Here is a 24,252-nt window from a genome sequence, read left to right on the forward strand (position 1 = left end):
AACAATAAAGGAGGAGAATGATGGAGATTTTGATTCAGCAGCTGTTCAATGGGCTGACAATCGGAAGTGTATATTCACTTGTTGCCCTGGGGCTGACCCTAGTATATGGTATCCTTCATATTCCAAACTTTGCACATGGCGCTTTGTACATGATGGGTGGCTATATTACCTTAATGATGATGGTGAATTACGGCCTTCATTACTGGCTGGCCATTCTTGTTTCTGTTTTAGCAGTTGGTTTAATCGGCGTGCTAATGGAAAGGCTCGTTTTTCATCCATTAAGAAATGCCCCTCCTATTCATGACAAAATTGCTGCTATAGGCATTCTGCTATTTTTGGAAGCTTTTGCTCAATATGTCTGGGGTGCTGAATATCAAACGATGCCATCTCCATACGGTCAGGTCGTTCAGCTTTTCGGGCTGACATTTACAATGCAAAGGCTATTGATTATCGTTTCAGCTATTGTGGTCATGCTTCTCCTATATATGTTTCTGAAGAAAACCTTTACCGGGGCAACTATCATTGCGATGTCACAGGATCGGGACGGTGCTAACCTGGTTGGAATTAATACAAGCCGAGTGGCAATCCTTACGTTCCTGATTTCGGGAGGGCTGGCAGCCATCGCAAGCTCCCTGGCCGCACCTATTAACCTAGTCTTTCCAGGAATGGGCCACCTGGTCATTCTGAAAGCTTTCGTCATCATTATTCTTGGGGGAATGGGAAGCATACCTGGTGCGATTGTAGGGGGCTATATTTTGGGATTTTCAGAAAGCCTAGGGGCAACCTATATTTCAAATGATTATAAAGATATCATTGCATTTATCCTCCTGGTCATTATCTTATCAATTAAGCCTACCGGCCTGTTTGCAAAGGGAGGGCATTGAAGATGAAAATATTAAAACGGCAATATATCATTCTGGCAATGCTGTTATTTGCCATTTTCTTTCCTCTGCTTACACAAAATGAATACCTGGTTCATGTGATGACACTTTCATTCATCTGGATGATCGGTGTGTATGGCTTAAATTTATTGGCTGGCTATACTGGGTATTTATCCTTGGCACATGCGGGCTTTTTCGCGATTGGTGCATATTCGCTCGGCTTGCTGACTGTAAAAACGCAGATGAATTTTTGGGTTGCTTTTGTACTGGCACTTGTCATTACCAGTGTTATAGGCTTTTTGGTGGGCCTCATTGCGTTAAGGACCAAGGAACATTTCTTTGCGATTTACACCTTGTGTGTCGGCTATATCATTTATTTAGTCATTGATAAATGGGATAGTTTAACCGAAGGGGTCCGGGGACTGATTGGGATTCCTGCACCAGGAAACATCGGACCGATTTCATTTCAGACACCATTGTCGCAATACTACCTGGTCTTGTCTATCTTGCTTCTGTCCGTTCTGGTCATGTATCGGATTATCCATTCACTGACTGGAAGAACGTATATTGCTATACGCAATAGCGAGGAGCTTGCCCAGACCATTGGAATTTCGACAATAAAGAATAAGCTGGCTGCATTTGTGCTATCCACTTTTTTTGCAGGATTATCAGGTGCTCTTTATGCGTCATTCATCCGCTTTATAGGTCCGGATATTGGGCATACCGTTATTACTTTTGATCTGCTGACATATTTGCTGGTTGGCGGAATCGGAACACTTTCAGGACCGATTGTCGGGACTGTTTTAGTTGTATGGATTTCTCAGCAGCTGCAATTTTTGCAGGATTACAGAATGCTCATTTTTGGACCTGTTCTTACGCTGCTCGTTATTTTTTATCCCCGTGGGATCGTTGGTGCCATTGCCAGCTGGAATAATAAGCGGGCAGGTAGAACGAAACAGCTTGCCCTCAAGGATACCCAAAAGGATGACCGCTTTGCCAGCAGTGAAATAGCACCTGAAAATCAAGTAAAGGAGGGGTAAGGATGTTCCTGGAAACGAGAAATTTAACAAAAAGATTTGGAGGCTTGACTGCTGTCAATAATGTTGATTTTTCTATTGAACAGGGGAAGATTAATGCGATCATCGGCCCGAATGGGGCTGGTAAATCTACCTTTTTTAATTTAATGAGCGGCTTCCATTCTCCCAGTTCTGGAAAAGTGTTTTTTAAAGGGCAGGATATAACTTCTCTGCCTTCCAATAAGATCGCTAAGCTGGGTATAGCCAGGACCTTTCAGACTACCAATCTATTTGAACAATCAACGGTTCTTGATAATGTAATTGTCGGTCACCGGTTAAGGACAAAATCCACTTTGATCGACGCGATTTTCAGGACTCCAAGGCTGAAGCATGAAGAAGAACAATGCCGTGTGAAAGCCATGGAAGTTATCGAATTTGCTGGATTGAAAAAAGTAGAAGATAAACTTGTTGGCAGTTTGACACAGGAAGAGAAAAAACGCACTGCGTTTGCTCTTGCACTCGCAACAGACCCTGAAATTGTATTTCTTGATGAGCCTGCAGCAGGTGTAAATCCGGAAGAGACCGAAGGATTGGCGGAATTGATGGAAAAAATGGTCCAAAACAGCATAACAGTATGTCTTATTGAGCACAAAATGCGGATGATTATGAAATTGGCAGATAAAATCATGGTTTTAAACTATGGTGAAAAGATTGCGGAGGGAACTCCTGAGGAAATAAGGAATAATCCTACTGTCATAAAGGCATATCTGGGAGGGAGCGCGAGTGCTTGAATTAAGGGATGTATCCGTAAAATATGGCAGTTTTACAGCAGTCCAAAATGTGAACATTGATGTTTCAGCTGGAGAGATCGTTGTCCTGCTAGGTGCAAACGGAGCTGGGAAAAGTACAGTTTTCAGGACAATCAGCCGCCTTAACAAAGCTTCTTCGGGAAGTATTCTTTTCGAAGGAAGCTCCATATCCAAAAGCTCTCCAGATAAAATTGTCAAGTCAGGAATTGTCCAATGTGCCGAGGGAAGAAGGCTATTTCCAATGATGACTGTATACGAAAACTTAAAAATGGGTGCATATGTTCACAGGAGTCACAGGAATAAGACGAAAGATTCAATGGAGTATGTTTTTGAGTTATTTCCGATTTTAAGAGAAAAGCAGAATGACATGGCGGGTTCGTTAAGCGGCGGCCAGCAGCAAATGCTGGCAATCGGCAGGGCACTGATGGCAAAGCCAAAGCTGATGCTGCTGGACGAACCATCAATCGGACTTGCACCATTGATTGTTGAGCAAATGTTTGAAGTAATCCAGAAAATTAACCGTGAGGGCACCACCATTCTCCTGGCAGAGCAAAATGCAAATGCCGCTTTGAAAATCGCAGATAAAGGTTATGTGTTTGAAAACGGTTCAGTGGTCCTTGAAGGTACCTCGGAAGAGCTATTTTCGAATGATGAAGTAAGGAAAGCTTATATTGGTGCATAAGCCAATGTTGGCTTATAGGAGGTGATGGCCGCGTCTATAAAGTTCGGAATATTCTAAAATTTAAAAAATATTAAAGCTTCGTTTAATATTTTCACACTGTTGATTGGAGGAGAAGACGTGGAACCCTCGAAAATGCCTTCGCATTTTCTTCATGCAGTGCATATTCGAAGAAGCTAATCCAATATGTCCCGCGGGAGAGCGAAAAGGGAGACCACACAGACGCACACGCGCCGAGGAGCGTCAGACCGCCTGCGGAAAGCAAACATGGGAATGGAAATCAACTAACAAGGTTAACAGAGCTATTAAAAATAAGGGGGAAATGTTCAATATGCCAGGAAAATGGGTCTTTTTAAGTGTAATATTTGCCTTAATGATAAGCCTTTCAGCATGCAGTTCCTCGCAGCAGACAACAGCAAATGGAGAGAAAGCCGGTTCAAACGATGAGGGGACAGTCAATATAGGATACACGGGGCCTTTAAGCGGCCCAGCTGCCTTTTATGGAGAGCGTACACTGAATGGTGTAAAAATGGCAGCTGAAGAAATAAACGATGCGGGCGGATTTGAAGTTAATGGAAAAAAATATAAACTGAATGTTGTATCGTTAGATGATAAATATTTGCCAAATGAAGCAGGCGCCAATGCCAAGAGGCTGATGCAGGAAAATAAGACTCCAATTATTTTCACACCTCACAGCGGCGGAGTTGCTGCTCTTCAGGTATTTAACCAGATGGAAAAATTCATTATTGGCGCATATACAAGTGAACCGCAGATCACTGAAAATGGAAACAAATTAACCGTTCGAATTCCACCGCGATATGATGGTTATATTGAACCTTTCACCCAATATGCAATGGGAAAATTCGGAAAGAAGATTGCCTTTCTTCCGACTGCATCACAATATGGAAAAGACTGGGCTGAAGAACTGCAGCCATATTGGGAGGAACAGGGCGGCAAAGTGGTCTACAATTCTTCGATTGACTTTGCAAAAGAAACAGATTTTTTCACAATTGTCACGAATGCGTTAAAAGAAAACCCTGATGTATTATTTATCGGCGGACCGTCTGAACCAACCGCAAAAGTTGCAAAACAGGCAAGAGAACTTGGCTTCAAGGGCGGTTTCATTGTGATGGACCAGGCCAAATTTGATGAAATGAAGAAAGTGACAGACACATATGATGTCCTAAACGGTGCAGTAGGGGTTATGCCGCTGGTTAATTCCGATAGCCCGGGGGTTCCAAATTTTGTTAAAAACTATAATGAGAAATATAATGTAGATCCGGGCTCCGAAGCTGGTTTAAATTATTTTGCAACTTATGCGTTTATTGAAGCGATGAAAGCTGCCGGCACAGCAGATGACCCTGAGAAAATCATGGCACATATGCAGGACGGTTTGGATAATATGCCTGAAGACAAGAAGGTATATCTCATCCCGACGATTGATGAGCAAGGCGGATTTGATGCGGAATTGACTGTGGCAGCAATTGAGGATGGCAAAATTGTGCCTATAAAGGTAGAGTAAGAGCAGTCCTTATAGTCAATTGGCTGACCTCCTATAAATGCAGAAAGAATAGAAGATAGAAGCTGGTATATATGCCAGCTTCTTTTTTTCAGGCTTTGTTAAAGGTCAATATTGGTATTGGCATTCTGTTAAAATTGGAACGGAAGGAGCGAGACTTCTCGAAAATGCCCCATTTCCTTCGTGCGGTGCAAATTCACTGATGCTTACTCAATGTCCTGGGTCCTCTTAATAGGTTTACCTTATAACTTAAAGGAATAATGATTATAAATTATATGTATTTCATTTATGGATAAATCTCATTATATAATAAACTACAACAAGGATTATGTGATCCCTGATCCGCTGGATAGCAGAGTGGTTCCGGCTGTAAGGAATGCTGATGTTAAGGCAGACCAGTTAACAGGTGCAGCGAGTATCGAGATCCTGAAGAGTCCTGCATTAAGCCAATAGACCGAATTTTTGACTGAGGAGGCATGTTCAAAATGTCAAATTCATAGTATCAGAATTAAAAGCTGCTGGTTTTGCCATTGGAAATGAATAATCACTTTCGTCACTCTAAATTAAGGGCTATTTTCAAAGGGCCTTCTCTTTAAGCCGGCTAACTAGTTTAACCACTGAGTTGATTGAAGCGGAGGGTACTTAACTCCTGCCGGAAGTGAGGGAGTAGGAGACCCGCAGGCGAAGCCGAGGAGGCTCTCATTCCTCCCCGCGGAAAGCAGGAACCCGCAGCCGGAAATCAACGGATAACATTATAAACATCATCTATCTTAAGAAAAGAGCCAAATTAATTTAAAAAGGGAGATTAGTATCGATGAAAGTATACGAAGTAATTGAAACGAAGGAAATGTTCCATGGTGAAGTCATTGAAGACTATTACATTATTTATGAGCAGACAGAAAACAAAATCTTTGCCAATCGAAATAACCATTTATTTCAGCAGGAAAGATTTGTAGAAAAGACAGTCAATGTTTTTAAAGGCAATCCTCATTCAACATTAAAAAAAATAAAAGCCTATCCTATTCACCGGCTGGCGCTGGGGGATATTCGCGAAACGATAGGAAAAGACTTTCCGGGTCTCTTTAAGAACTTGAACAGATCACTTGCCTGAGAAATGATTTTGAGGCAGTCTCTTTATAATGGAGGCTGTCTTTTTTATGGATGCTCTTCCATTTTTGCTGACCAAACCATAATGGATAAACAGCCAATTTATTTGTATGATAGTATAACGTTCTGGTGTAATAAAATAATAAGCCTGGTTTTCAATAATCAGATTAGGGAATAATCCAGAAGTTATCACAATAGAGGGGTGGAGAAATGATTCAGTTTGACCATGTGTCAAAAAAGTATCCAGATGGAACCAATGCTGTTAATTCCATCAACTTACATATAAAAGCAGGAGAGTTTTTCGTTATTATAGGGCCGAGCGGGTCTGGAAAAACAACCCTGCTAAAAATGATTAATAGACTAATTCCTTTATCAGAAGGAACAATATCCATTAATGGCAAAAGGATAAGTGATTATGATATTCATGAATTGCGCTGGGATATTGGCTATGTCCTTCAGCAGATTGCCCTTTTCCCCCACATGACGATCGGGGAAAATATTGCAATCGTCCCGGAACTAAAGAACTGGGAACAGGATAAAATCAAGAAACGGATTGATGAGTTATTGGAAATGGTAGGGTTGGAGCCGGAAATTTACCGCAGCCGCAAACCGCATGAACTCTCCGGGGGACAGCAGCAGCGAGTAGGCGTAACTAGAGCACTTGCAGCCAATCCGCCCATCATCTTGATGGACGAGCCTTTTAGTGCGCTGGATCCCCTTAGCAGGGAAAAGCTTCAGGACGATCTTCTCCACCTTCAGCAAAAAATAAAGAAAACCATTGTCTTTGTCACGCATGATATGAAGGAAGCTTTAAAGCTTGGCGACCGCATTTGCGTCATGAAGAATGGAGAAATCGTTCAAGTGGGCACACCGGATGATCTGCTTGCAAATCCGGAGAATGAATTTGTCCGTCAATTCGTAGGGGATAAGCATGAACCAGTGTTTAGAGAGTTCAATCTGCAAAATCTGATCGTTCCCATTTTAGAAGAAAGAGAGACTGAGGCAACGATTTCTGCATCAGCTTCTTTGAATGAAACCCTTGAGCTGCTTACCCATCATGACCAGCTCGCTGTTGAAGAGAACGGAGCGATTATCGGAATGGTCAACAGACAGTCCGTCATTCGCCAGCTTGCAGGCACAATGCAGAAAGAGGTGAGATAATGAACACCTTCAGTTCTGTTTTCAATGAAAGGATAGGTCAGCTTTTAAGTGTGCTTGTTGAGCATATCCAGATTTCCGTTATCTCTTTATTTTTTGCGGTTCTTATTGCGATTCCGCTGGGGATCTATCTGACAAAAAAGGAAAAAATCGCAGAAGGGATCATTGGGGTAACAGCCGTATTGCAGACCGTTCCCTCATTAGCTTTGCTGGGCCTCCTGATTCCCTTATTCGGGATAGGCAAAGTGCCGGCCATTATTGCATTAGTCGTATACGCACTTCTGCCAATTCTGAGAAATACATATACAGGCATTAAGGAAGTGGATGATTCCATCATCGAAGCGGCAAAAGCCATGGGCATGAACAGGCGAAAAAGGCTCATGAAGGTAGAGCTTCCACTGGCCATGCCGGTCATTATGGCTGGGATCCGGACAGCGATGGTTTTAATTATTGGAACAGCCACTCTTGCCGCTTTAATTGGAGCTGGAGGCTTAGGAGAGCTTATTCTGCTTGGGATTGACCGGAATAACACAGCTCTTATCGTTCTTGGAGCGATTCCGGCAGCCATATTGGCCATCTTCTTTGATATGCTGCTGCGCCGATTTGAGCATATGTCGTTTAAAAGGTCGCTCACTGCATTGGGTGTATTTATCGCAGCGATGATTTTGGTTATGGCTATACCTTTACTGACAAAAGAGTCTGAAGAGGACATCGTAATTGGCGGAAAACTTGGTTCAGAACCGGAAATTCTTATAAATATGTACAAACTTCTGATTGAACATGAGACAGATCTTAACGTGGAATTGCAGCCTGGATTAGGAAAAACTTCGTTTGTCTTTAATGCTCTTAAGTCAGGAAACATCGATGTGTATCCAGAATTTACGGGAACAGCCATAGCTGAATTTTTAAAAGAAACGGCCGTAAGCACGAATCGTAAAGAGGTTTATGAGCAGGCAAGAAAGGGGATGCAGGAACAGTTTGATATGAGGCTGCTAAAACCAATGGCCTTTAATAACACCTATGCATTGGCAGTACCTGATCAATTGGCCAGTGAGTTTCAGCTTCAAACTATTTCGGATCTCCAGGCTGTTGAGCAAAATATTAAAGCTGGCTTTACACTTGAATTCTCCGATCGGGAAGACGGATATCGAGGCATTCAAAAACTTTATGGCCTTGATTTTCCAACCGTTCTGACTATGGAACCGAAGCTTCGGTATGGTGCAATTGAAAAAGGAGAAATCAACCTGGTGGACGCATACTCCACCGATAGTGAAATCGCAAGATATAACCTCACTGTATTAGAGGATGATAAAAATCTTTTTCCGCCATATCAAGGTGCACCTATGGTAAGAGAAGAAACCGCTGAAAATTATCCGGAAGTGGTTAAAGCCTTAAATCGGCTGGGAGGGAAAATAAGCGATGACGAAATGCGTGATATGAACTATAAAGTTAATGTTGATGGGGCAAGTCCTGAGGAAACAGCCAGAGAGTATTTAGAGAAAGAAGGATTGCTTAAATAAGAATGAAGAAAACCGTTCGGAAGAAATTTTCCTGACGGTTTTTTATTATTTATTGATTGGTATCCCCTTCTAGGAAATGAGTAATTATTAATAGAGTGTAGCCCATGATTCTGGCAGCAGATGCTCATATTTAAGGGTTGGTAAATTGTCGGCATTAAAATATCGCCCAAAACATACATTCTTCTTAATCATGTTTAGATTTTTAAGAGTATGAGGAGAGGGTGCCGTGAACTTCGAAATGCAGAAAGCGAATCTGCTGGCTGAGAATATAAATGATTTTATTAATTTTGTTGAAAAAAATCTTGATAACAATATCTTCAACTTGGATAAGAATAAATTGTATCAAATAAAACTTATTATAGAGGATTATAAGTTTCATATACTTGCAGCTGAACTTTTAAGAATTAACCGGTTTACTTGGGATGAAAAGTACACTCATTTATTGGTTGATCGATTTAGAAAAGGATTGAGCATTATCGATGAATTTATAGAAAGAAACTACCATGACTTATTCATGGTGACCGGGAGAGTATATACTTTAAAAAACCTTAGCTCATCCTTTAAAGAGTTTTAAGAAAGAGCAAAAGCAGCAAAACATACAGTCGCTTACTAAAAATAGATCAGCCAACTCATGAGGCTGATCTATTTTTAATGGACAAAAACCAGTAAGGGCCTCCATAGCGTTATTGAGGGCCAAAAAACGACCAGATAGTTAAAGAAAAGTCCTTCATAGCATCTTGAGGGCCAAAAACCACTCAAAAGGGGGTAAAAAACATTTTCATAAAGTACTTTTTCTAAACAATCATTGTTCTAATCCATGTTTTCTAACCACTGCTTCATTTTCTAACATATCCCATATGCTTTCGTCTTCCATTCCCAGTCTCCAGAGCGCCAAACCTCTTATGCCAAGACGATGTGCAAGCTCAGCCTTCGCTTTAATACTTTCCCGGTTTTCAAACCAAACTTCATGATTGACCCCGTTTGCATCGGTGTAGGCGAACATTGGGGTTTGCGTTTCTTCATCAAAAATGATTTCTTTATTATATTGCTCCGCCAGTGCCATCGCACGATCAAATGATGCATAGGCTGCACGGCCTGTTTCAAGATTAAAATCAAACCCGAATACAGATACAGCTGCAACGATTTTTTCTTTTGGCATTACGGTCATCGCATACCGCAGGACTCTCTCCATTCGCCCGATGGACACAACCGGTCCCGGGCCGCTTCCAGGCCAGCCATGCTCATTATAAAGCATAATAACAAATTGATCAGTAGGCTGATGAAGATTTGGATAATCAAATGGTTTTGCAAAAACGCTCGGATCCTCTGGTCCAGTTTTAGATGGTACAGCAGTTGAGAAGAAATATCCCCGTTCATCAAAAACGCGCCCGATTACTCTATATAGCTGGGTTAAACGATCTCGATCCTCTTCGAATACATCCTCAATATCAATATCAACCCCGTCCAAGCCATATCTTTCAACTAACCTGGCTAAATTTAAAGCAAAAGCATTCATGTTCTGTTCAGAGGAAACCAATTCATGAACAACCTGCTTTGCAAGTTCCACGCCTTCTTCATATAAAAGGTTATGAACGGTAGCAAGCATTTTTACATTATTGCGATGGCCGATTCGGACGAGCTGCCGAACTTCTTCATCCGTGAATTCCCCAAACTTCTCAATGGTTGTTGGATTATCTTTGCTGATTCTAAATAAGAATAATCCATTTTGCGAGATATTCGCTGTGTTTGCCACAAAGGATTCATAAGAACTTGGCAATGTAGGGCCTTCTGATAATGTATAATAACCTAAAATTTGTAAAGTCGGCACAGAACCATCAAATGCTCTTAAGGTGGATACAGTCTTGGAAATCCATCCGGGATCTCCATTGAATAAAGCAACTTTATACCAATCTCCCTGAACACCAATTAGCGGAAGCCTTGCTCCACGATCCATCTGGGCGATTGTATTAAAAGCAGTGCCTGGCCGCTGCCGGATGTTTGCATTATCTGCGTTGACGACCACATCAGAGTATACCGGGATCCTGAGTCTTTGCCCGATTGACAGATCGGGGCTTTCTAAATTATTCAAAACCATAATGCTCTCGGCAGTTGTATTATATCTTCGGGCTATTTCATAGAGAGAATCTCCCGCCTTCACCACATATTCTGTTTGTCTTTCCTCATCATTTTTTACTTTTGGAATAACGAAATGTTCTCCAATATAAACGAAATTGGACTGCAATTGATTCGCTTTTCTTAGTTCTTCGATGGAAACACCAAATTTAGCTGCAATTGTGGATAAGCTGTCTCCAGGCTGAACCATATAAGTATTTCGCTGATTGTGAACTGGAACCGCCAATGACTGGCCGATATAAATCGTATTTGTCGGTAGGCGATTAGCATATTTAATACCATCAACATTTGTTTTGTATTTTCGCGCTATTGTATATAACGAATCTCGGGGCTGAACGATATAACGATCATACATTCGCATCACATCTCCCTCACCAATGCATCTATATCTATATATGCATGGAGGTCGGATTTTTGACAGTTATTTTTAGGGGGGATGGCTGGCTTTCTGCTAGAGGGGGAGAGTGTGTTGGGCTCATTCTTGTTCAAATTATTTTTGCATAAGAAATATAGCATATCTCTTTTTAGTTTAAAATGGCTTATAATAAATAAAGTTTATTTTGTTAACTTAACTTTTTGACATGGCTTAGGGAGTCGGACTGCAAAATTGGCCAAAAAGCTTGTTCTAAATACCTAACTGTGTAAAAGCATATTGTTTAATCTTATCACCCTGTTGATTGGAGAGGAGGGGCACGAGACTGCAGCGGGAGGAGCAAGTCAAAGGGAGACCCTACAGGCGCAATTAGCCGAGGTGGCTCCCGGGCCGCCCGCGGTTCGCTGAGCGACTGGAGTGGAAATCAACAGGCCAGATTAGCAGAGCCAAATTTTAAATAAAATAACTTATAAAACAGGAGAAGAACTAATGGAGAAGCACAAGATATTAAGAATTATAGAAAAAGAATTAGTGGTTGCCCTTGGATGTACCGAACCTGTTGCAATCGCATTGGCCGCTGCTACAGCAAAGAGTTATGCTAAGGGGCAAATAAAAGAGATTTGTTTAAAAGCTAGCGGGAATATAATAAAAAATGCAAAATCCGTCGGCATTCCTGGAATGGCTTCAAGTGGCCTGGATTTCGCAGTGGCCATTGGAGCAGTAGCTGGAGACCCAAGTAAGCAGCTTGAGGTTTTAAATGGAGTCACCCATGAAGATGAACGTGCAGCGCTTAAGCTTATTGAAGAAGGCAAAGTAGTCTCTTGCCAAGCAGATACGCCGAAAAGACTTTATATTGAAGTGAGCCTTAAAACAGATAAAAATACTTCAAAAGTGGTTATTTCTGATAATCATAGTAATATCTCTTTAATAGAGGTTGATGGTGATGTGGTCTACCAGGGTGGATGCGAGAATATAGGCATCCAATCAGATGAAGAGGAATTAATAACACTCACAATTGATGAAATATTCGAGTGGGTTCAAAAGGTCGATGTTAGCAGCTTATCTCTCGTAAAAAAGAGTATTGAACTAAATAGAATCATCGGAAGAGAAGGCCTTTCGGGAGATTACGGGTTAAAAGTAGGAAAAACAATTAAGGAAAATGTAAAAATGGGAATTCTCTCTGATGATATAGCGACTGCCGCAATGTCTCTTGCTGCCGCTGGATCAGATGCGAGGATGTCAGGCTCAACACTGCCTGTAATGGCGAACACTGGGAGTGGAAATCAAGGAATAGCTGTCACACTTCCAGTTGTGGCAGTTGGAGAGAAACTGCAGGTTTCAGAGGAGAAGATGATTCGAGCAGTTGCACTTAGCCACCTTATTACCATTCATATAAAATCAAAATTTGGTCGTCTTTCAGCACTATGCGGTGTTACAGCTGCGGGAATGGGTGCAAGTGGAGCAATTGTATATTTGCTTGATGGCCATCTTCAGCAAATTAAAGCAGCCATTCAAAACACAATTGGCAATGTTTCAGGTATGATTTGCGATGGGGCCAAAGCTGGATGTGCTATGAAAGTATCCACCTGTTCCAATGTTGCAGTACAATCTGCTTTGTTGGCACTTAACAATCAAGAAATTAAATCCACTGATGGATTTATTCATGATGATGTGGAAAAAAGTATAGAAAGTTTTTGTAAACTTGGAAATGAAGGAACGCGCCATACAGACGAATTAATATTAAAATTGATGATGGAAAAATAAAATCCATTTAATTTGCTGCCATGTTTACTGTAAGACTTTACACATTAAAGAGCATCAGCTCATCATTTAGCAAAAATGGATAACTGAATGTTCGATTCTATTATGAATAAAGGGGCCGCCCTTACAGTATAGCGTTAGTGAAGAGAGGGACGGTCTTTTTATTTCATAACATTATAAATATGAAGTTTAAGATTCAGGAAATCATCCCTCTCCGAAACATTTCCACAACAGCCTGTGTCCGATTTTGCGCTCCCAGCTTTTTGATGGCGGTTTTGATATATTGGTTTATAGTTACTTTGCTGATGTACATGGCATTGGCCATTTCTTTAATGCTCTCACCCCAGGAAATCCTCTTTATCACTTCCATTTTCTCTTTTGCTTAAGAGCTGTTTATCTTCAGTTCCATTTGTTTTTTCAAGGATTTTTCCTATCTGGCGGCCATATTGGGTGAAGGTTGAAAGTAGTGGATCCGTTATTTTTGTATTTTGGTTAAACTATTCGTGCAGATATAGCCAATTGCAACTTTGCCAAACCAGATGGGGACTGCTAAGAAGGAGTTCATATTTGAAGTGGTTATGTATTTGATGTTTACTTGCTTGAGATATTCAATTCCTGAACAATACTTGGCTTTTCTCTAATATAAAGCGGAGTAGATGATCGGCAGCGAGCGGATATCATCCCTGATATCCCGAATATGCAATAATCCATCTGGAGTCATCCCAATAATTCCTAGAAATATTCTCATTTTAGTCGTCTTTCCCGAATCTATTAGCCCAATTTGGCGTAACTCTCCGTTGCTTCTACTTAAAATCAGTCTCCGAAACAGCCTATCAAGATTTCAAACACCCTAAAACATTACCTTTAATCATATCAATTTAGTAGCATTGTCCCTCTTTCATTACCCCGATTTACTCTTCAATGTTTCCATTTAACCATGAATATTATAAACAATTTTACGTTTCTATTATTTTACTAATTAATGAGGAGAATAACTCTTCCGCTTTTTACGCAGAGAAAGCTATGGAAAATTGATGAGGGTTTAACTATGTTAATAGAAACAATTTCAACTGAGGTGCAGCATGATAATAGGAAAAATCATAAAATTTTACCGGGAAAAAGCAGGTCTGACTCAAGGGCAGCTAGGGGAAGGTATTTGTTCAATAACCCATTTAAGCAAGATAGAAAGAGGAATTACAGAATACTCAGCAGAAATTACAAATCTGCTTGCCAAAAAACTTAAAATGAATCCCCAGGAAGAAATTGTCCGGTATCATGAACTTTCCAATAAGCTGAATGAATGGCATGAAAGCATGATCATGCAGCGAATTCAGGAATCTGAAAATCTAAAAAAGGAACTTGAAAAAGAAACACTCATACATATGCCGGAATTTCAGATTTTATATTGCTTGCTCTCAGCCAGATATTATTTAACTGTTAATCAACTAGAATCCGCTTATAAGATTATACAGCAGCTTCAAAAGAACGAAACTGTTTTATCACCACATGACAGGAATATGTTAAAGCATGTACTCGGTATTTATAATTTTCTTACCGGCCAATATCGGGACTGTATCAGAAACTTAACCTCCATAGATCAAGATCATTATAACCATGAGGAATATTACTATCATTTAGCGATCGCGTACCATTCCATCGATTCAAATATCACGGCCTATTATTATGGAAAGAAGGCTCTTCAATATTTTCAAAGAACATTAAACATCCTTCGAATAATCGATACAGAAATGCTTTTGATCATTCAGCTCAATTCAAAGGAGCTGCATGACTTTAATGAGACGAAAGAAAAGTACGAGCAGCTGCTAAAATTATGCGATGCATGTAATTCTGGTGACCGAAAGTCCAAGCTCTATCATAATCTTGCCTTCGAATTTTTTCGCAGGAAGAAGTATAAAGATTCTGCGGCCTTCTACCTGAAAGCTATGGAACTAACAAATGAAAATGCCCTACACTACTTAACTGCATTAGATGGATACATAAATACTTGTTATAAAGGGAAACTGCAGCCTGAAGAGGATTTAATAGAATTATCGGAAAAAGGCTTGAATCAGGCAAAAGCAATTGATTCTTATACCTGGATCTACTTTCAGCTGCATCTCCACTTATTAAAGGAGGAAGAAAAACAATATTATCAATTAATAGAGGAAACCGCTCTGCCTTATTTTAAAAACATAGGCTACGGCATATTAATCGACCATTACGAAAAAAAGCTTTTTCACTATTACTCTGGAAAGGGATACGCACAAAAAGCCCTGGAATTGGCAAGTTCGTTTATACATAAACAAAAAAGCTATTATGATCATGACTAGATAAACAAGGCTTGTCCCTGGCTGAAGGTAAATGATAGCCGGGAACAAGCCTCAATAAATATTATTCTTTATCTTATCGCCCCATGCGGCAGAACAGCATGGACTCCTTTTACCCCATTAACACACTGTGTAATTCTTAAATCAACCGTCACACTTGCTAATGCTAGTGCTTCGGCTTTTTCAACCCCATGAATCTCCTGGATCAGTTCCACCATTCCATTGAGAGCTTCACCCGTTGCGAGATTCAAGTCTTCATTAAAACCAAATGTAATCCAGCCTGCAGGGCTATTGGCCCTAGGCAACTTTAGCTGCAAATCTTCTCTGACCGTTAACGTAATATCAACTAAATCCATTGGACACTCGATGGCTGTACCAGATACTTCTCCATCTCCCTGGACTGCATGGCCATCACCTATGGAGAAAAGAGCACCTTCTACAGATATCGGCAAATATAAAGTGCTTCCTCTTACAAGCTCTTTGCAATCAATATTTCCCCCACAATAACGTGGAGGAGAAGTGGAATGGATGCCGGATTCCGCAGGTGCTGTACCCATTAATCCGATAAATGGGTTAAGAGCTACGTGAAAGGACCTGTCAGCGATCTGGCATGTGCCAGTCATAGTATTGAAGTTCAGTGCCCAATCCAATTGAATCCGATCCCCGCAAGTTAAACCAAGCTGATCGTTTTGCCAGCTCTTATTCCCGCCTGCCCAATTCCGTCCATACCATCCTGGGACAATATCATTGAGCTTTACTTCCAGAACCATTCCTGGCTTTGCCTGTTTTACTTCGATTGGTCCCACGATTGGATGCCCTTGCTTTTTTTCATTATCTCTTGATTGAAAAACAACTCTTTCTTCATCCGTTGAGCTCGAGTAGCCCCATTGGATATCAGGAGTTTGCAGACGAATGGAGTCGCCAGAATCAATCGTTAAAATGGGTTGGTACTCATTGCCGAATGAACCATGCAGGTTTTGATTTTTTAATGTCAGTGTATGTATCATTGATCGTCGCCCCTTAAAAGGTATATAGACTTATCAAATTATGTAATAAGTCTGTTTAGATCCTGTAATGACCTAAGCAGGCTTATTTTTTACGATATTTCCTCTGGGCTTTCTCTTAAATAGGTTTGGATTTGTACCTGCGTAAACGCCTGTTAGAACGAATCCAGCTCCTATTCCATGAGCCAATGTGAAGGTTTCCCCTAAAAAGATGGTGGCCATGATGACAGCTGATACTGGCATCACATTAATGAAAATAGATGCCTTTGCTGCACCAACTTCTTTAATTCCGTTATAGTACATAACAAACGAGACAACTGTAACAAAAATGCTCATATGAGCAATGGCTGCCCATGTAGTTAAACTAGCTTCCTGTACATCCAACCAGGATGTTTCAGCGAGAGTAAAGGGCAATAGAAATAATGTACCATACGCAACTGCATAGGTTGTTGATTCCACTGAACTGAACTTCTTCAACACGACTTTGCCCACCACGCTGTAAATGGCCCAGCTTACAACAGCTCCAAGCAAAACGAAATCAATCGGTTCAAAACCATATTGGAAAAGGGTGAGAACATGTCCGTCGGTAATGATAAAAACAACTCCAGCCAGAGCAATTGCCATCCCTATAATGCTGTTTATGGTAATTTTTTCCTTTAAAAATAATCCCGATAAAAGCACGATTAGTACTGGATTAGATGCAATAAATAACGAACTTTTAATAACCGGTTCATGTTTGGTGGCTAGGAAGAAACAAATATTATATAAAGCAATTCCCGTTAAACCGAGAAGAACAAACAAACCATGATCCTTTAAAGTCGGCTTCTTCCGATCTTTTTCCATAACCCACATAAGCGGGAAAAGCAGGATGGCTGCCCCAAAAAAACGCAAAAAGGCAACGGTAGCCGGCTCAAAGCTTTGCACGGCAAACTTCCCAGCTATAAATGCACTGCCCCAGGTGGCAGTAGCTAAAGTTAGCATTCCATATATAACCCATAATCTCTTTTTCATGTCTTCGCCTTCATTCTTGTTTAATTTTTATAAATATTATAACATCTTATTCGTATTCCGAAATAGTTTTTTAGAAAGGTATAAGCTGTCAGTGGAATATAGGAAAAAAGAACGATTAAAAGTATTATTTTTAATCATTCTTTTTCGGTTTAAAGCGAAAAACTGAGTTTATTCCTCTATATGTACTATTTAGGAAGTGGATTATTAAAAAAATCTAGCTTTAAAATTTGCTGAAAATTCATACTTTCATCTCTGTTGGTCAATAACCTCATCTTATATTATTTCTTTAGAGTCCCGAATAAATGTGGGCTACTAAGAAGGGGTGAATACATATGAAGAAGATGAACATTGCAGGGAAGGTTAGTATGCTAACAGCACTTTTTGTTTTGCTGTTCTCCTCGCTTTCCTTTGCGGAAACCGTACCAGGAGGCCCATCGACAGAAGGAAAGACGAACATTAGCAGCATGCTATCCTATGAAGAAGTTGTTAAGACTCTCTCGGATATCGAACAGACGAGCAAAGGGAAAGTAGAAGTCTTTACTCTGGATCGGTTCGGTAAATCTGAACAGGGAAGAAGTATTTATGTAGCCAAGGTTGGAACAGGGGAAAAGAAAGTTTGGATCCAGGCGCAAATCCATGGGAATGAAAAACTAGTAACAGAGGCAGCACTGCAATTGTTAAAAACCTATGCAAGCAACAATTCCAAGGATGTACAAACAGTCCTGGAAGAGTCCACTCTATATTTTATTCCGATGTACAATCCAGATGGAGCGGAGATGAATACCCGCGGAACAAAGATTGCCGAAACCGGACAGTATCTCGACCTTAATCGAGATTGGGTTTCTGAAGGCGGATTTGCTGCAAAGGAATCCAAAGTGGTCTATTCATACTGGGCAGAGTTGAAGCCTGATTTTGCCATTGATCTGCATCATCAAGGATTAAAGCAGGTTTATGGTACGAATGAAGCGACTTCATTCTCTCTAGGAGTCTCTCTTGCGCCAAACGGGCCAACATTGCCAAACTATCAGAACTACAATGATGTTACAAGACAAATGCTGGCATACGTTTATGATGAAATGAGCGGTTATGGCTATACCCATATTGACCGTTATCAAATTGTCGATAGACAAAACCAGATTGGCTACGATATTGATATCAAAGGCGGAGTTGTATCAGCCATGATGATGGGATTGAACTACAACGGTTTGAACCCTGACAACCATAGCCATCCTGCAGTCTTTTTTGAAACAAAGGGTAATTCCAGTGAAGGAAGCCTGGGCCAAAAATCGAATGGATACTTAACCAAACAAAACTATTTGGCCTTAAAATCACTGGTTTATGGGTATGTGACCGGAGAGGTAGAAGAGGTTGATCCGAATCATTGGAATGACATACCGGCCTATCCGTTAGCCGGTTACTGGACAGATTATAACGGAATTGTTCCAGTTGAATCATCGGGGTTTTAAAATATAGTCGGTAATAAATGAATGGAAGCTGGTATTATGCCAGCTTCTTTTTCTATTCTTTATTATTTTTCCGTTCATTTTCATCAACCATATTCTTCACGTCTTCTGTCATTTTATCAAAGGTCTGATTTACACGATTCATTACCGCATCCTGTGGAGTGCCGCTATTTTGATATTCAATTCCTTCATTAAAGTCTTTTTCCAAGTTGTTCACCTCCGTTAAAAATATGGTGTGTATAACAGACCAAAATATTCCTCAAAATGTTACGAAAGATGATGAACAATAATCAGTACTTTTTAGTATTTTTGTAAAAAGGATCTTTCGAATATATATGAGGTTGGAAGGGTAATACATAATGAATAAATAAGTATAACTATATTAATATTTCCCTTTTTTGCTTTCGTTGTTTACACTAAGAATAATTATCATTGCTGAAAAAATATGTTCCTTACAAAATAGCGATTATTTACATAAAAAATGAAGAACATTTTACATAATAATTTTCGATGAGAGGGGGATAGAGGGATATGTGGCCTTTTTCAATAAACAAAAAGAGCAAAAAAATAGTGGATGCAGCTAGTTATATTTCGCTAAAGGAAACGACTGAAGAAGCTGAAATTGAAAAAATGGTTTCCAAACTAGAAGAAATCTTCTACAGTACTTCAAAGGAAATTGTGATATTGTGCATTGGTTCTGACCGTTCTACAGGTGATTCACTTGGCCCTTTGGTTGGAAAACTTATAGAAGAACGGAACATTCCTTACCCGGTGTATGGAACCCTTAAAGAGCCGGTCCATGCCTTAAATATTAAGAAAGTTATAAAAAAAATTTATGAAACCCACCAGGATCCGTTTGTATTCGGGATTGATGCCTGTCTGGGGGATGAGCGGCAAATTGGCTATATTTTAATAAGGGAAGGGTCATTTATTCCTGGGAATGCTGTCAATAGGGTTTTGCCAAGTGTGGGGGATTACCATTTGAAGGCGATCGTCAATTCGCTGGATCCTTTATCGCCTATTCAGTCCTTAAACAGTACACGATTATACACTGTTTTAAAGCTGGCTGAGATTATCGGTGAAATTATTGCACGAGTAGCTGCGAATGACCGGATATCAAGAGGGAATGCAGAGAAAACAAATGTAACTTAAAAGATATTTTTGGTTAAAACAACCAGAAAAATTGCTGTTCTGCAAATAGGTAAGTTATAATCAGTATAAAGTATACCAAGGAGAAAGAGGGAAATTGATGGGGAATAATTGGACGGAAGATAATTTGATCTCTATTCGTGAGAGAGTTTATCTTCATATTAAAGATTTAATATTGGATGGTGAATTTAAAGCGGGAGACCGTCTAGTGGAACGGGAACTTGCTGAAAGGCTGAATATCAGCAGGACGCCAATTCGCGAAGCGCTTTTTCGCCTGGAATCCCAGGGGTTTGTCAAAACCGTACCAAGAAAAGGGGTTATCGTTGCAGATATTTCTGAAAAAGAGATAATAGAAGTATTCACGATCCTTTCATCTCTTGAGGTTCTGGCTGCGAAACTGGCAGTGCAAAAGCTGGATGATGTGACGAAAAGCAAGTTCTCAGCGAGCATTAAAAAGGTTGAAGATTACCTGAATAATCCTGATGATGATGCTTCCGACCTTCATAGGGACTTGAATCATCTCCTATACAGCTCTGCAAAAAATGTGAAACTTTACGAAATGCTAAGCGGACTATCCGATTATATCCGGGCTTTTGCAAAGATCGGCCATAAAAATCCGGGAAGAGCAAAACAGTCAATGGAAGAGCATTTAAAAATCATGGAAGCCATAGTAAATAAAGAAATAGAAATGGCAGAATATCTGACAAAAATACATATTGAAAACTCTAAAAAAGCTTATATAGAAGCTGTTCAGCAAAGCGAAAAGAAAGAATAAGAAAGAGCAATATGTGCTCTTTCTTATTCTTTGGTCTGAACCCTGATTACCTATATATGTACTACACTGCAACGGTTTTCATCGTTAATCCACTTGGATTAACTCCCATATCAGGATTGACCTCTTGGAAATAGGAGGTAATGAGCTCGAATAACTCCCAAAATAGGGATGAATGCCGTCAAATCGTCGTTAATCCACTCGATTAACTCCCAAAACAGGAGTGAATACGGACAAATGGTCGTTAATCCGTTCGATTAACTCCCAAAACAGGGGTGAATGCGGACAAATGGTCGTTAATCCGTTCAATTAACTCCCAAAACAGGGGTGAATGCGGACGAATGGTCGTTAATCCGTTCGATTAACTCCCAAAACAGGAGTGAGTGCCCGGAAATCGTCGTTAATCCATCCAATTAACTCCCAAAACAAGAGTGAATGCCCGGAAATCGTCGTTAATCAGTTCGAACTCCCAAAACAGGAGTGAATGCCCAGAAATCGTCGTTAATCAGCTCAATAATTCCCCATACAGGGGTGATAGGTGCTAAAATTAACAATACCCAGGTTTTTATACTCCAATCACTAAAGGTGAAGTTAAATTTTTTAAAACTTTTGCCACACTCATAGCTACAATCGGACTGGACTTAGGGTTTTGTTCATAAGGCACATTTGAAACGGATATCTCAGTTTCCCCAAAATAGCCTTTCGCTTTGATGGTATGTGTATTTGTTTGAATGGTCGGATCAGCAAAAACCTGTACTTTTGTGTTTTCAAAGCCGACTCCGGCAAGACTTAAAGCAGCTGAAACATTTACGCTTTGCGGGAATAACCTCGAGGATTCACGTGCATTGCCTTCATAAATGCATACTGGCTCGGTTAAGGTTGCTAAATCTACTTTTTCTTCTGCAATAGTACCTGCCCAGCTTCTCGGGTGTTTCCTTGTTATTAGGGTTATCTCTTCGATCTCTCCCAAAGCCCCGGCAGCGATTCTGTCCAGTCCGGCAATTGCTGCGGAAGGAACAAAGATTTGCTGGTTATATTTTTGGGCTGTTTCTTTAAGATTTTCAAAGAAATCCGTGTCACCCAGCGCCCCAACAGAAAGAATTATAAGATGGCTGCCGCTTGCCAGTGCTTTCTCCCCGTACATCTGTAATGCTTGATGGCCTGCTGCTTCAATGACAATATCTAAATCCCCACTAAAAAACTCTTCTTCATTTGCAGTAAAACCAACAGTTTGCTGAGATGCTTCCATAAATTCTGTTTTTCTTCTAACAAGTACTGTTTTTAATTCAATATTGCCGGCATGGTTTCCCTTTATTAACTCTGCAATACTTTTTCCAAGTGTACCATAACCGATGATTCCAGCTTTTAGCATATCGGACACTCCTTATTTAATGTTTTTATTTTTATGGTGAAAGCTCTGTTAAATTTGCCTGTTGATTTCCGCTACAGGTACGCAGCGATCGCGGGCTGCCCGGGAAGCCTCCTCGGGGAGAGCGACTGGGGGTCTTTATTGGTATACGATATACTATATACAAATTTAACCTTGATTTTACCGAAATGGAGATAAAAACGCAAGGGATTTTCAAGAATATGCTAAAACATCTAAATTTTCAAAATTATTTGCACAATAGTTATTTTTAGTGTTATTATAGTATACAAGTTATTAATAGTGGCAATGGGAGGTGATTATCCGGTAGGGTTTTACCAGTCTCAAAGAGTAGGATTAAAAAGGGTAGATAAAAGAAAGTTGAAATCATTATATTAGTTGTTGAGTAGAAGAAATTTTCATGATTTAATCTGGAGAATGCAACATGTTTTTTTTAACGCATTTGGTATACAATCTACCAAATGCAGTATGCTATTTGGTAAAAATTTCTTATCCTCCTGGTCATTTTTCAACTTATGAGAATGAGGTATACATAGACAGCTAGAACGAGCATAATGATTGCCTCTTCCCAATTTGCATCATTGAAACAAAGAACTGCTTTACTTAAATAGAGAGTTACATTTCATACTTAATATGGAGGGGAATATATGGAATTAACATTTGCTCATTGGGTATATGCCATTGTTACTGTGTCAGTTATTGGAACGATGCTTTTTAGGAGAGGCGTCGTGCTGCCTGTTATCATCGGGACCTTCTTGGTGGCAGTCGTGTATAAAGGCAATCTGATATCAGGTTTCCAGGCCGTATTTAACGCAAACCTTCTCGCCGCAAAAGAGCTTTTTAGCATATTCTTAATCATTTCCCTCATGATTGCTCTGCTAAATTCTTTGAAAGACCTGGGAGCTGATAAGAAGCTAATTGGTCCGATTGAAAAAATTATGGTAAATGGACATGTTTCTTACTTTGTTTTAATGATTACAACATACGTCATTTCCCTCTTTTTCTGGCCAACTCCTGCAGTTCCGCTTATTTGCGCCTTACTGGTGCCTGCAGCTGTGCGTGCCGGGCTGCCGGTCATGACGGCGGCGATGGTCATTGTCATCGCAGGCCAGGGTATGGCTCTTTCTTCCGATTATATTATGCAAGTAGCACCGATGCTAAGTGCCAAAGCAGCTGGCATTGATAAAGTTTTAGTTGCTGATAAAACGTTAGTTCTTTCATTAATTACTGGTGTAAGCGCATTGGGGTATATCTATTTTGCGCATAGAAAATCAATCGTCAAGAATGATAACCCTGAAACTGTGCTTAATCCTGATGATGCAGCTTTTTTTGGTGTAGCCAATGAACTTGCTGCAACAGCTGAAGAAACCGCTGAAGCAATCCAGAGAAAAAATACATGGGGTAAAGTATTTGCGATTCTAGTTCCATTATCAATGCTGGCCGTTATGATTTATATGTTCCAATCAAAGTTAACTGGTGCAACAGGCTTTGAAGGAACAGATGGAGCTGCATTTATCGGAGGGGTGGCAACGCTCCTATTGGTTCTCGCAACCATTGCATTCAACCGCATTCATGCTTTGGATAAGATTAGCGACCATCTGACAGAAGGTTTTGTGTTTGCCTTTAGGGCTATGGCTCCGGTAATTCCAATTGCAGGATTCTTCTTTATGGGAAGTGCAGACTTCACAGGCACAATCCTATCACTAGATGAAAGCGCTGCCAAACCGGCATTTTTGTTTGATATGATCCAGGCAGGCCAATCTTATATTCCTGAAAATGCGTTTATTGCAGGATTTGGTATTTTAATAGTTGGCCTTATCACTGGATTGGACGGTTCAGGATTCTCTGGCCTGCCGTTAACCGGTGCATTATCTGGCGCATTAGCAAATGGAAGCGGCATCGATCCTTCCACATTGGCAGCGATTGGACAAATGGGCGCCATTTGGGGAGGGGGAACGATTGTAGCATGGTCATCCCTTGTGGCAGTAGCAGGCTTCCTGCAGCTATCTCCGCTGGAATTGGCCAGAAAAAACTTTATACCAGTTATCACCAGCCTATTCCTCGCAACTTTAATTGGAATAATAATCTGGTAAAAGAATAATCAGCATGCTTGAAAAATAGAGGGCTATCCTGCAAAGTTAGTAATAAACTAACTGAAGGGATGCCTTTTTTATAATTAAAAT

22 protein-coding genes are annotated in these 24,252 nt (G+C 40.3%); 16 read left to right on the plus strand and 6 right to left on the minus strand.

Annotation, left to right across the window (positions count from 1 at the left end; translation table 11 throughout):
- Positions 1 to 20: 20 nt before the first annotated feature.
- The 10 genes from DFO73_RS17265 (at position 21) to DFO73_RS17310 (ending at position 9,263) form a co-directional block, all read left to right on the plus strand.
- The gene (locus tag DFO73_RS17265) at positions 21 to 884 is read left to right on the plus strand and encodes a branched-chain amino acid ABC transporter permease (RefSeq protein WP_110065960.1); all 864 of its coding nucleotides are present in this window, start codon (positions 21 to 23) and stop codon (positions 882 to 884) included.
- A gap of 2 nt (positions 885 to 886) precedes the next feature.
- Positions 887 to 1,921, plus strand: a complete 1,035-nt coding sequence (locus DFO73_RS17270) for a branched-chain amino acid ABC transporter permease (protein WP_110065961.1) — start codon at positions 887 to 889, stop codon at positions 1,919 to 1,921.
- Positions 1,922 to 1,923: 2 nt separating this feature from the next.
- Entirely contained in the window at positions 1,924 to 2,688 is a 765-nt protein-coding gene (locus DFO73_RS17275) for an ABC transporter ATP-binding protein (RefSeq protein WP_110065962.1), read from the plus strand.
- A complete protein-coding gene (locus tag DFO73_RS17280; RefSeq protein ID WP_110065963.1) occupies positions 2,681 to 3,388 on the plus strand; it encodes an ABC transporter ATP-binding protein in 708 nt (235 codons plus the stop codon). The genes DFO73_RS17275 and DFO73_RS17280 overlap by 8 nt, the downstream gene beginning before the upstream one ends.
- Before the next feature lie 328 nt (positions 3,389 to 3,716).
- Positions 3,717 to 4,907, plus strand: coding sequence for an ABC transporter substrate-binding protein (locus DFO73_RS17285; RefSeq protein ID WP_110065964.1), 1,191 nt, complete (start codon positions 3,717 to 3,719; stop codon positions 4,905 to 4,907).
- A 285-nt stretch (positions 4,908 to 5,192) separates the two neighbouring features.
- Positions 5,193 to 5,357 (plus strand): hypothetical protein, encoded by a 165-nt coding sequence (locus DFO73_RS17290; RefSeq protein WP_258309533.1) that lies wholly within the window; start codon positions 5,193 to 5,195, stop codon positions 5,355 to 5,357.
- 361 nt (positions 5,358 to 5,718) lie between these two features.
- The gene (locus DFO73_RS17295) at positions 5,719 to 6,015 is read left to right on the plus strand and encodes a hypothetical protein (RefSeq protein ID WP_110065965.1); all 297 of its coding nucleotides are present in this window, start codon (positions 5,719 to 5,721) and stop codon (positions 6,013 to 6,015) included.
- A gap of 206 nt (positions 6,016 to 6,221) precedes the next feature.
- Positions 6,222 to 7,172, plus strand: a complete 951-nt coding sequence (locus tag DFO73_RS17300; RefSeq protein ID WP_110065966.1) for an ABC transporter ATP-binding protein — start codon at positions 6,222 to 6,224, stop codon at positions 7,170 to 7,172.
- A complete protein-coding gene (gene opuFB, locus DFO73_RS17305) occupies positions 7,172 to 8,689 on the plus strand; it encodes an osmoprotectant update ABC transporter permease/substrate-binding subunit OpuFB (protein WP_110065967.1) in 1,518 nt (505 codons plus the stop codon). Before DFO73_RS17300 ends, opuFB begins: the two co-directional genes overlap by 1 nt.
- 226 nt (positions 8,690 to 8,915) lie before the next feature.
- A complete protein-coding gene (locus DFO73_RS17310) occupies positions 8,916 to 9,263 on the plus strand; it encodes a hypothetical protein (RefSeq protein ID WP_110065968.1) in 348 nt (115 codons plus the stop codon).
- 228 nt (positions 9,264 to 9,491) lie between these two features.
- Here the strand turns inward: DFO73_RS17310 and DFO73_RS17315 are convergent, their stop codons facing one another.
- Positions 9,492 to 11,177 carry a LysM peptidoglycan-binding domain-containing protein gene (locus tag DFO73_RS17315; RefSeq protein ID WP_110065969.1) on the minus strand — a complete coding sequence of 562 codons (1,686 nt, stop codon included), beginning with the start codon at positions 11,175 to 11,177 and terminating at the stop codon, positions 9,492 to 9,494.
- Between the two features lie 507 nt (positions 11,178 to 11,684).
- Between DFO73_RS17315 and DFO73_RS17320 the strand changes: the two genes are divergently transcribed.
- Positions 11,685 to 12,959 (plus strand): L-cysteine desulfidase family protein, encoded by a 1,275-nt coding sequence (locus tag DFO73_RS17320; RefSeq protein ID WP_110065970.1) that lies wholly within the window; start codon positions 11,685 to 11,687, stop codon positions 12,957 to 12,959.
- A gap of 193 nt (positions 12,960 to 13,152) precedes the next feature.
- On the opposite strand, the gene DFO73_RS29410 is transcribed toward DFO73_RS17320, so the two are convergent.
- Positions 13,153 to 13,320 (minus strand): LuxR C-terminal-related transcriptional regulator, encoded by a 168-nt coding sequence (locus tag DFO73_RS29410; RefSeq protein ID WP_258309534.1) that lies wholly within the window; start codon positions 13,318 to 13,320, stop codon positions 13,153 to 13,155.
- A 718-nt stretch (positions 13,321 to 14,038) separates the two neighbouring features.
- Between DFO73_RS29410 and DFO73_RS17330 the strand changes: the two genes are divergently transcribed.
- Positions 14,039 to 15,286: a helix-turn-helix domain-containing protein gene (locus DFO73_RS17330; protein ID WP_110065971.1), complete on the plus strand. Its 1,248-nt coding sequence runs from the start codon at positions 14,039 to 14,041 to the stop codon at positions 15,284 to 15,286.
- 68 nt (positions 15,287 to 15,354) lie between these two features.
- On the opposite strand, the gene DFO73_RS17335 is transcribed toward DFO73_RS17330, so the two are convergent.
- Positions 15,355 to 16,290, minus strand: a complete 936-nt coding sequence (locus DFO73_RS17335) for an acetamidase/formamidase family protein (RefSeq protein WP_110065972.1) — start codon at positions 16,288 to 16,290, stop codon at positions 15,355 to 15,357.
- A 72-nt stretch (positions 16,291 to 16,362) separates the two neighbouring features.
- The gene (locus DFO73_RS17340) at positions 16,363 to 17,298 is read right to left on the minus strand and encodes a DMT family transporter (protein ID WP_110065973.1); all 936 of its coding nucleotides are present in this window, start codon (positions 17,296 to 17,298) and stop codon (positions 16,363 to 16,365) included.
- 332 nt (positions 17,299 to 17,630) lie between these two features.
- On the opposite strand from DFO73_RS17340, the gene DFO73_RS17345 reads away from it, so the two are divergent.
- Positions 17,631 to 18,764: a M14 family zinc carboxypeptidase gene (locus DFO73_RS17345; protein ID WP_110065974.1), complete on the plus strand. Its 1,134-nt coding sequence runs from the start codon at positions 17,631 to 17,633 to the stop codon at positions 18,762 to 18,764.
- A 52-nt stretch (positions 18,765 to 18,816) separates the two neighbouring features.
- On the opposite strand, the gene DFO73_RS28755 is transcribed toward DFO73_RS17345, so the two are convergent.
- Complete coding sequence (locus DFO73_RS28755; protein WP_181396041.1) at positions 18,817 to 18,969, minus strand: hypothetical protein; 153 nt, start codon at positions 18,967 to 18,969, stop codon at positions 18,817 to 18,819.
- A gap of 323 nt (positions 18,970 to 19,292) precedes the next feature.
- Here DFO73_RS28755 and yyaC point away from each other — a divergent pair, with 323 nt between their 5' ends.
- Both yyaC and DFO73_RS17355 read left to right on the plus strand, forming a co-directional pair.
- Positions 19,293 to 19,913, plus strand: a complete 621-nt coding sequence (yyaC, locus tag DFO73_RS17350; protein ID WP_110065975.1) for a spore protease YyaC — start codon at positions 19,293 to 19,295, stop codon at positions 19,911 to 19,913.
- A gap of 97 nt (positions 19,914 to 20,010) precedes the next feature.
- Entirely contained in the window at positions 20,011 to 20,685 is a 675-nt protein-coding gene (locus tag DFO73_RS17355; RefSeq protein ID WP_110065976.1) for a GntR family transcriptional regulator, read from the plus strand.
- Between the two features lie 562 nt (positions 20,686 to 21,247).
- Here DFO73_RS17355 and nadX read toward each other — a convergent pair.
- Positions 21,248 to 22,054, minus strand: a complete 807-nt coding sequence (gene nadX / locus DFO73_RS17360; protein WP_110065977.1) for an aspartate dehydrogenase — start codon at positions 22,052 to 22,054, stop codon at positions 21,248 to 21,250.
- 662 nt (positions 22,055 to 22,716) lie between these two features.
- Between nadX and DFO73_RS17365 the strand changes: the two genes are divergently transcribed.
- On the plus strand, positions 22,717 to 24,162 hold the full coding sequence (locus DFO73_RS17365) for a hypothetical protein (RefSeq protein ID WP_110065978.1): 1,446 nt from the start codon (positions 22,717 to 22,719) through the stop codon (positions 24,160 to 24,162).
- Positions 24,163 to 24,252: the final 90 nt, after the last annotated feature.

The sequence above is a fragment of the Cytobacillus oceanisediminis genome (assembly GCF_003182355.1).
Taxonomy (GTDB): domain Bacteria; phylum Bacillota; class Bacilli; order Bacillales; family Cytobacillaceae; genus Cytobacillus; species Cytobacillus oceanisediminis_A.